The 8,635-nt window shown below is 68.0% G+C and carries 8 protein-coding genes and 1 pseudogene; 1 reads left to right on the top strand and 8 read right to left on the bottom strand.

All coding sequences use genetic code 11. The annotated features are described in order from the left end of the window. The 3 genes from pstA to pstS form a co-directional block, all read right to left on the bottom strand. Nucleotides 1-896: phosphate ABC transporter permease PstA (pstA, locus tag FPV16_RS25635; RefSeq protein ID WP_227441332.1), on the bottom strand; the 896-nt coding region annotated here is incomplete at its 3' end. A 19-nt stretch (nucleotides 897-915) separates the two neighbouring features. Beyond that, entirely contained in the window at nucleotides 916-1,890 is a 975-nt protein-coding gene (gene pstC, locus FPV16_RS25630; protein WP_227441331.1) for a phosphate ABC transporter permease subunit PstC, read from the bottom strand. Between the two features lie 158 nt (nucleotides 1,891-2,048). Next, complete coding sequence (gene pstS / locus FPV16_RS25625) at nucleotides 2,049-3,083, bottom strand: phosphate ABC transporter substrate-binding protein PstS (protein ID WP_227441330.1); 1,035 nt, start codon at nucleotides 3,081-3,083, stop codon at nucleotides 2,049-2,051. Nucleotides 3,084-3,372: 289 nt separating this feature from the next. On the opposite strand from pstS, the gene FPV16_RS25620 reads away from it, so the two are divergent. Continuing rightward, nucleotides 3,373-3,624, top strand: a complete 252-nt coding sequence (locus tag FPV16_RS25620) for a hypothetical protein (protein ID WP_227441329.1) — start codon at nucleotides 3,373-3,375, stop codon at nucleotides 3,622-3,624. Between the two features lie 22 nt (nucleotides 3,625-3,646). Here the strand turns inward: FPV16_RS25620 and FPV16_RS25615 are convergent, their stop codons facing one another. The 5 genes and pseudogenes from FPV16_RS25615 to FPV16_RS25595 form a co-directional block, all read right to left on the bottom strand. Beyond that, the gene (locus FPV16_RS25615) at nucleotides 3,647-3,856 is read right to left on the bottom strand and encodes a hypothetical protein (RefSeq protein WP_227441328.1); all 210 of its coding nucleotides are present in this window, start codon (nucleotides 3,854-3,856) and stop codon (nucleotides 3,647-3,649) included. A 98-nt stretch (nucleotides 3,857-3,954) separates the two neighbouring features. After that, the gene (gene recN, locus FPV16_RS25610; RefSeq protein WP_227441327.1) at nucleotides 3,955-5,628 is read right to left on the bottom strand and encodes a DNA repair protein RecN; all 1,674 of its coding nucleotides are present in this window, start codon (nucleotides 5,626-5,628) and stop codon (nucleotides 3,955-3,957) included. A 119-nt stretch (nucleotides 5,629-5,747) separates the two neighbouring features. Then, nucleotides 5,748-6,626 (bottom strand): outer membrane protein assembly factor BamD, encoded by an 879-nt coding sequence (locus FPV16_RS25605; RefSeq protein WP_027170925.1) that lies wholly within the window; start codon nucleotides 6,624-6,626, stop codon nucleotides 5,748-5,750. Nucleotides 6,627-6,848: 222 nt separating this feature from the next. Then, complete coding sequence (gene lpxC / locus FPV16_RS25600; protein ID WP_227441326.1) at nucleotides 6,849-7,790, bottom strand: UDP-3-O-acyl-N-acetylglucosamine deacetylase; 942 nt, start codon at nucleotides 7,788-7,790, stop codon at nucleotides 6,849-6,851. Nucleotides 7,791-8,106: 316 nt separating this feature from the next. After that, a pseudogene (locus FPV16_RS25595) lies at nucleotides 8,107-8,635 on the bottom strand (cell division protein FtsZ); the annotation flags it as partial.

Raw genomic sequence — 8,635 nt, 5'->3', positions numbered from 1 at the left:
ATCGTGGCCCGCTCGCTCTTGATGACGTAGCGGGCCACGATCGAGAGGAAGAGGATCGTGGCGGTGATCAGGAGGGCACCGGCCCAGGCGAGCTGCTGCCAGTTCGAATAGGGCGACAGGGCGAACTGGTAGATCATCACCGGAAGGTTCGGGATGCCGCCCATGAGGTTGGGCGAGAACCAGCTGTTGTTGTTGAGCGCGGTGAAGAGCAGCGGCGCGGTCTCGCCGGCGATGCGGGCGAGCGCCAGGATGATGCCGGTGACGATGCCGGCGCTGGCACCGCGCCAGGTGATGCTCTTGATGACGACGGAGGGCGGTGCGCCCAGCGCCGCGCCGGCCTCGCGCAGGGTCGAGGGCACGAGGCGGAGCATGTCCTCGGTGGTGCGCACGATCACCGGGGTGGCGATGATGGCGAGCGCCACGCCGCCGGCCCAGCCCGAGTAGGTCCCCATCGGCCGCACCATCAGGGTGTAGACGAACAGGCCGATCAGGATCGAGGGCGCCGAGAGCAGGATGTCGTTGAGGAAGCGGATCACGTCGGCGAGCTTCGAGTGGCGGCCGTACTCGGCGAGATAGGTGCCGGCCATGACGCCCACCGGCGTCGCGATGACGATGCCGATCAGGGTCAGGACCACGCTGCCGAGGATGGCGTTGGCGATGCCGCCGCCTTCCGATCCGGGGCCGGGGGTCGGCTCGCTGAAGAGCAGCGGCGAGAAGCCCTTCACGCCCTCGACGATGAGCATGAGCAGGATCGAGCCGAGGACGACGATGCCGATCAGCGTCGCCACGGTGCTTCCGACGATGAGCATCTTGTCCGCCACGCGGCGGCTCGACCGGACGCGGCTGGCCTTGAGCGGCGGCGCATCGTTGGTGGTGAGGGTGTTCACGGCGTCCATGATTCGGGCTCCAGAGGGCTCAGGCGACCTTCACGCGCCGGACGAGCAGGCGTGCGACGATCAGGACGACGAAGGTGATGACGAAGAGGATGCAGCCCAGAGCCATCAGCGAGTTGAGCTGCATGCCGTCGGCCTCGTTGAACTCGTTGGCGATGCGCGAGGCGATGGTGGAGCCCGGATCGAAGATCGAGCCGGAGAGGCGGTTGGCGTTGCCGATGACGAAGGTCACCGCCATGGTCTCGCCGAGCGCGCGGCCGAGGCCGAGCATCACCGCGCCGATGATCGACACCGACGCCTGCGGCACCAGGACGTGGCGGACCACCTCCCAGGTGGTGCAGCCGATGCCGTAGGCGCTCTCGCGCAGCACCGTCGGGATCTGGTCGAGCATGTCGCGGGTGATCGAGGCGACGAAGGGCACGATCATGATGGCGAGGATGATGCCCGCCGTGAGGATGCCGACGCCGGAGGGAACCCGTGCGTAGAACAGCGTGCCGACGATGGGCAGGCCCTCGACGAGGCTCGACACCGGCATCTGCACGTAATGGGCGAAGAGCGGGGCGAAGATGAACAGGCCCCACATGCCGTAGATGATGCTCGGCACCGAGGCGAGAAGCTCGATCGTCATCGAGACGGGCTTCCGCGCCCAGCCGGGGCAGAGCTGGGTCAGGTAGACGGCGATGCCGATGGAGATCGGCACGCCGATGACGAGGGCGAGAAGCGCCGAGACCAGGGTGCCGACGATGGCCACGAGGGCGCCGTACTGCTCCTGGCCGATGTTCCAGGCGCTGGAGGTGACGAAGCCGAAGCCGAACTCCTTGAAGGCCGGCCAGCCGCCATAGGCGATGGAGGCCAGAATCCCCGCAAGGAAGAGGAGGACCAGCAGCGCCGACGCGTAGGAGGCGGCGCGGAAGAGCTGGTCGCCGAGGCCGCCCGGCTTCTTGCGAGCCGGGGCGCCCGTGCGGGCCAGCGAGATCTGTTCAGTCAAGGCGGCCATCCGACGTCTGCTTCTTCACCTTGAGGGCTCGTATCGTGCGAGGTAGCGAGTGGCGAGGTGGAACACCGCGTCCTCTCGTGGCTCAGGCCCGGCGTTTTTGCCGGGCCTGCGCGGTTTTAGGAGTTCGGTTCGAGGATCTTCTTGGAAGCCGGGCCTGCTTAGAAGACCGGCTTGCCGTCCTTACCCTTGATCTCTTTCCACTCGGTGTGGACGAGGGAGACGACGTTGTCGGGCAGGGGCACGTAGTCGAGGTCGATGGCGAGCTTGTCGCCGTTCTTGTAGGCCCAGTCGAAGAACTTCAGCACGTCGGCGGACTTGGCCGGATCGGCCGGGTCCTTGTAGACGAGGATGAAGGTGGCCGCGGTGATCGGCCAGGCATCGTCGCCGGCCTGGTTGACGAGGGAGATGCCGAAGCCGGGGGCGGCCTTCCAATCGGCGGAGGCGGCGGCAGCCTGGAACGCCTTGTCGTCGGGAGCCGGGAACTTGCCGGCCTTGTTCTGGATCAGCGAGTAGCTGAGCTTGTTCTGCTTGGCGTAGGCCGATTCCACGTAGCCGATGGAGTTCGGCACCTGCTTGACGGTGGCGGTGACGCCCTCGTTGCCCTTGCCGCCCTGGCCGGCGGGCCAGCTGACCGTGGTGGCCGCACCGAATTCCTTCTTCCAGCTCTCGGAGATTGCGCTGAGATAGGTGGTGAAGATGCTGGTCGTGCCGGACGCGTCCGAACGGTAGACCGGGGTGATCGGCGAATCGGGGAGCTTCAGCCCCTGGTTCACCGCGGCGATCTTGGCATCGCTCCACTTGGTGATCTTGTTGGCGTAGATGTCGGCGATGAGCTCACCGGTGAGCTTGAGCTTGCCGGGCTCGACGCCGGCGATGTTCACCACGGTAACGACGCCGCCCATGACGGTGGGGAACTGGACGAGGCCGTCCTTCTCCAGGGCCGGGCCCTTGAGCGGCGCGTCGGTGGCGCCGAAATCGACGGTCTTGGCCTGGATCTGCTTGATGCCGCCGCCCGAGCCGATGGACTGGTAGTTGAGACCCGTGCCGGTCTCCTTGCGGTAGGACTCGGCCCATTTCGAATAGACCGGGAAGGGGAAGGTCGCGCCGGCACCGGTGATGTCGGCGGCCTGGGCGACGGCGCCGAACTGCGCGGTCGCGAGCCCGATGGCGAGGGCGAAATGGAAGGGTTTCACGGTGGCTCTCCGTAATCTGTCCGGGCGCTGCAGGTGCCGCGCTGCAAGAGCAATCCTGCTGCAGCGCACCGTTACCCGCCCGATCATGCTGGCTCTATGACGACGCCATGACAGATCGATGACACGGACCACCCGTTGACCGCATGAGCGCGGTGGGACAGGGAGAAAGCGGGGTGTGGACCGATGCCCGGACGAGGCGGCACGGTTTCACGGCCTCGTGCGTTATACGATTCGGCGATGTCGACGACGGAGCAGCCCGTCCCGCCAGACGTCCTGGAAGGTCAGCGACTTGGAGAACGAATCGAGCCTCACGCCCACCGGGGGCGATGGCGATGCCGATTTCCTCGCCCTGCATGCGCGCAGGGAGGATCTGGAGCTCGACCTCTCCCGCGCCCAGCAGCGCCGGCAGTTCGGGACCGATCCGGGCGAGGTGGAAAAAGCCGGCGAGGAGGAGCGCGCCCTCCTGGCGGAGCTCGACGCGGTGATGACCCTGATCCGCGGCGCCGAGTACCAACGCATGCCGGGGGCTCGCCGCTGGTAGCGGCGACGGGCCGAGGGATACGTCAGCCCACGCGGCGGCGGTCGCGTTCCTTGTGCCGGAGGCGCAGGAGCAGGTCGATCTGACCGTCGGGGATCGGCTGGGTGTCGAACGTGTCTTCGTAGATCGCCCGGAGGGTGCCGCCGAGATGGTGGCGGGTCGGACTCGTCAAAATCGGCAGCCCGTCCGATTCGTTCACAGGCCGGGGATCGGTCTCACCGTCTCCCAGAGACATCACGCGATCTCCCGATGTGCCGACGCGTTTCCATAAGATTCCCTGCGTCGTACCCATACCATCGCGCAAGATGGTTAACTAAAAGTTAAGATTGCGCGTCAGGCATCCGTGGATTGCAGAAGTCGTGCGGCGGCCGCACGGGCCTCGTCGGTGACCGTGGCGCCGGCGAGCATCCGGGCGATCTCCTCCCGGCGGGCGGGCGCTTCGAGCGCGGAGACGCGGGTGGCGACCCGGTCACGGCCCTTCACCGGGTCCTTGGCGATCAGGAAATGGGTCTCGGCCCGCGCGGCGACCTGGGGCGCATGGGTCACGGCCACGACCTGGACGCCGGCCGCGAGACGGGCGAGGCGGGCGCCGATGGCATCGGCCACGGCGCCGCCGACCCCGGTATCGATCTCGTCGAAGATCAGGGTCGGAGCCGAGCCCTTGTCGGCCAGCACCACCTTGAGGGCCAGCATGAAGCGCGAGAGCTCGCCGCCCGACGCCACCTTCATCATCGGGCCGGGCCGCGTTCCGGGGTTGGTCTGCGCCCAGAACTCGACGCGGTCGTAGCCGGCCGGATCGCGCGATTCCGGGTCGGTGACGATCTCGGTGATGAAGCGTGCGCGTTCGAGCTTCAACGGCGGCAACTCGGCCTTCACCGCGAGATCCAGCGCCTTGGCGGCCTTGCGGCGGCCCTCCCCGAGCTTGGTCGCGGCCTTGGCATAGGCCGCCTCGGCCTGGGCCAGCGTCGCCTCGAGGCCGCCGAGGGCTTCCTCGCCGGCATCGATGGCGGCCACATCCGCCTCGTAGCGCTGGCGCAGGGCGGCGAGATCGTCCACCGGCACCTGATACTTGCGGGAGGCCGCGCGCAGGGCGAACAGCCGCTCCTCCACCTGTTCCAGCTCGCGCGGATCGAACTCGGATTCGCGCAGGGCCGTATCGAGGACGGAATGGGCCTCGTCGAGGGCGGACAGCGCGGCGTCGAGGGCGGCGATGCAGGGCTCCACCAGGGCCGGGATCTGACTCACCCGCCGCTCCAGCTTGCGCATGGACGCAGAGAGATGGGACACGGCGGAATTCGGGCCGCCCGCCGCCTCGATCGCCTCGGAGAGCTCGCGGGCCACCTTCTCGCTCTGCTGCATCACCATGCGGCGCTCGGCGAGGGATGTCTCCTCCCCGGCCTGAGGATCGAGCGTCTCCAGTTCCGAGGCCGCGTGGCGCAGGAAGTCGACCTCCTTGCGCGCGGCCTCCACCCTGGCGCGATGCTCGGCGAGAGCCGAGCGGGCGGCGCGCACGCGCTTGGCCGCCTCCCCCACCGCCGCGAGGGGGGCCTGCAACCCGCCGAAAGCATCGAGGATGGCGCGGTGGGTGCCGGGATCGGCCAGCGCCCGGTCGTCGTGCTGGCCGTGGATCTCCACCAGGGTGGCGCCGATGGCCCGCAGGACCTGGACGCCCACGGCCTGGTCGTTGACGAAGGCGCGGGTGCGGCCGTCGGCCATCTGCACCCGGCGCAGGATCAGGTCGCCCTCGGTATCGAGATCGGCCTCGGCCGCGAGGCGGCGGGCGGGATGGTCGAGGGGCACGTCGAACACGGCGGTGACGCCGCCCTGCCCTTCGCCGTGGCGCACGAGGCCGCCATCGCCGCGCCCGCCGAGGGCCAGGGCGAAGGCGTCGAGCAGGATCGATTTGCCCGCCCCCGTCTCCCCGGTCAGGACACTGAGGCCTTCGCGGAAGTTCAGGGCGAGCTTATCGATGAGAACGATGTCGCGGATCGCGAGCTGGCTCAGCATGCCGCGGGGTGGGCCTCGTTGGATACGGTGGCCACGTCTTACGGCGAAGCGGCGGCGGCTTCACCCGAAAAATCGCCCGCTGACGATAAGCGTGTCGTCGCGGGCTGAGACGATGCGCTTTAGCGCGCGTCGGCGGTGCGGCCGATGACGCCGCGATAGACCTTGCTGAGCCAGGAGGATTTCTCCTCGCGGGGCTCCAGGCCGCCGTTCTGCAGGAGCGCGAACGCGTCCTTGTACCAGGGGCTGTCGGGGAAGTTGTGGCCGAGCACGGCGGCGGCGGTCTGCGCCTCGGCGGTGATGCCGAGGGCCATGTAGGCCTCGACCAGACGCTCCAGCGCTTCCTCGGCGTGGCGGGTCGTCTGGTACTTGCTCACCACATCGCGGAACCGGTTGATCGCGGCGGGGAAGTTGCGGCGCTCGAGGTAGAAGCGGCCGACTTCCATCTCCTTGCCGGCGAGCTGGTCGCGGGTGATCTGGATCTTGGCCTTGGCGTCCGCCGCGTATTCGGAGGTCGGATATTTCTGGACGAGCTCCTGCAGACCGGCCAGCGCCTTCTCGGAGCGGTCCTGGTCGCGGGTCACGTCGGGGATCTGCTTATAATGCGACATCGCCATCAGGTACTGGGCGTAGGCCGCGTCCTTGCTCGCCGGGTGGCGCTGGAGGTAGCGCTTCGAGGCGTTGATGGCGTCGTCGTATTTGGCGCCCTCGTAATTCGAGTAGGCGGTCATCAGCAGCGCTTTGCGCGACCAGTCGGAATAGGCATAGGCCTTGTCGAGTTCGCCGAACTTCTTCGACGCGCCCTCGAAGTCCTTGTCTTCCATCTTGGCCAGGCCCTCGCTGTAGAGCTTGTCGGCCGGGACGTCCGGAATGACCTCGGGCTTGTACTTCTCGGCGAAGGGATTGATCGAGTCGAGGGCGTCGCAGCCGCCGAGGCCGAGGCCGCACAGCGTCAGGAGCACGGCTGCCGTCGCCCCGCGGTTACGATCGTTGAGACGCATTCCGGTTCCCCCAACAGATGGACCCGTCAAGGGGGCCGCATCGTCAAGCCATCACAAATGTCGGTCGAGCGGCTGACGGCACGGTGCCACGGCCCATGTGCCTCGATGGGGCACACGCGACCTCGCCTCTTGTCACGGACGATTTACCAGTGGCGTCCGATTTGGGCGTGAAAGCGGCGGCCGAGCGGCGGACGCATTCGAAGCGAGGATGTTGCTTGTCGGTTACAGGTCGCTGGCGAAGGCGGCGAGGCTGAGGCCGAATTCCGGCCGGGTGGTCTCGCGGCGGGCGCCGGGGGCTTCGACGATCGTGTAGTTGGCGCGGTCGGCGAACAGCGCGTCGAGGACGCCGACATTCATGCGGTGACCGCCGCAATAGGAGCGGTAAGCGCCCTGGATCGGCAGGCCGGCGAGGGCCAGGTCGCCGACGGCATCGAGATACTTGTGCCGCACGAACTCGTCGGCGTAGCGCAGGCCCTCGGGGTTGACGACGGCGTTGTCGCCGACGGCCACGGTGTTCTCGAGGGAGGCGCCGAGGGCGAAGCCGGCTTTCCAGTAGCGCTCCACGTCCTTCATCATGCCGAAGGTGCGGGCGCCGGCGATTTCGCGGCGGTAGGAGGCGGGGTTCAGGTCCATCGCCTTGCGGCTGCGGCCGATCACCGGGTTGTCGAAATCGATCTCGACGTCGAGGCGGAAGCCGCGGTCGATGGGGCGGAGCTCGGCGAAGGCGCGTCCGACCTCGATGCGGACGGTGCGGAGCACCTTGATCCAGCGGCGGGGAGCCCCGCAGGTGGTGATGCCGACGGCGTCGATGGCTTCGACGTAGAGACGGGCGCTGCCGTCCAGGATCGGCATTTCCGGCCCGTCGATCTCGACGAGGACGTTGTCGATGCCGAGCCCGAAGAGGGCGGACATCAGGTGCTCGATGGTGGCGACCGCGCCGCTCTCCACGTCACCGATGACGGTGCACAATTCCGTGGCGGAGACGCAGGCGTGGTGGGCCTTGATGAGCCGATCGTGGCCCGTGGGCATTCCGGTACGGAGGAAGCAGATACCGTGATTGGCGGCAGCGGGGTGGAGAGTGATCTCCACCGGCTTCCCGGAATGGACACCGATGCCACGCAGCGTGGCCGGGCCCTTGAGAGTGATCTGTTGGTTCGTCCGCATTCCCTAGCCCTCGGCCGTGATCAGGCTCGCTCTCCCTGGATTACGGGATTGCGCCGCCTCTTTGACCCGTCCGCTGCTTGAAGCCCCTGCGAGCGCTGACGGCGAAACCGCCGCGCCTTTTTCGTTCCAAAAATCGTATACGCGGCGGCCGAAGCGTTCGCCAAATCACGCTTTCTTACGCTCTGTTACAGACACGCTTTCCGGAGACGTTCTGGATAACCGTTTCCGGACAAGGACTTAAAACGAGGTTAAGCCCGGGGTCCTGAGACCCCGAGCTTGTTGCATAAAAACCGCTACGGCCGCTTAGCGTGGCGTTTCAGTTCGCCTGGCGACGCAGGAAGGCCGGGATTTCGAGCTGGTCGTCATCCATCAGACGGGGCTGGGGCGCCACACGTCCCTGTGCATCGAGGTTGCCCTGAGCCGGACGATAGGCCGGGGGAGCCGCCACGGGGGCCCGCTTGGCGTATTCCGGCTGGGGTGCCGGCTGCTGCGGGGCGGGAGCGCGCATGGGCGGCAGCGGGGCGGCCTCGGCCTCCTCGCGGCGTCCGCCGAAGCCGACGGTGGCGAGGCGGCGCAGCAGGGTCATCCGCTTGGAATCCCCGGCCGGCTCGGCCGGCTCCTCACCGCGCTGGGCGCGGAGCTGGGCCTGGCCGGGCATCGGCAGGTCCTGGATCTGCGGCATGCGCGGGGCGCGGGCCACCGCCACGGCCGGACGCGGCGGCACGAACGGGCCGGCGACCTGCTGCACGGGGGCCGGAGCCTGGACCGGGGCGGGAGCGGGCTCGTAGGCCATCGCGGTGCGGGCCAGGGTCTGGGTCAGGACGACCTCGTCGTGACCCTTCGGG

Origin of the sequence: Methylobacterium sp. W2, from assembly GCF_020662345.1 — a bacterium.
Lineage (GTDB): Bacteria > Pseudomonadota > Alphaproteobacteria > Rhizobiales > Beijerinckiaceae > Methylobacterium.
This window is presented reverse-complemented; position numbering and strand designations above follow the sequence as displayed.

Coding starts and splice junctions, on each gene's coding strand:
- lpxC (WP_227441326.1), bottom strand. CDS start 7,790: ATGCGGACGAACCAACAGATCACTCTCAAGGGCCCGGCCACGCTGCGT.
- pstC (WP_227441331.1), bottom strand. CDS start 1,890: ATGGCCGCCTTGACTGAACAGATCTCGCTGGCCCGCACGGGCGCCCCG.
- FPV16_RS25605 (WP_027170925.1), bottom strand. CDS start 6,626: ATGCGTCTCAACGATCGTAACCGCGGGGCGACGGCAGCCGTGCTCCTG.
- recN (WP_227441327.1), bottom strand. CDS start 5,628: ATGCTGAGCCAGCTCGCGATCCGCGACATCGTTCTCATCGATAAGCTC.
- FPV16_RS25615 (WP_227441328.1), bottom strand. CDS start 3,856: ATGTCTCTGGGAGACGGTGAGACCGATCCCCGGCCTGTGAACGAATCG.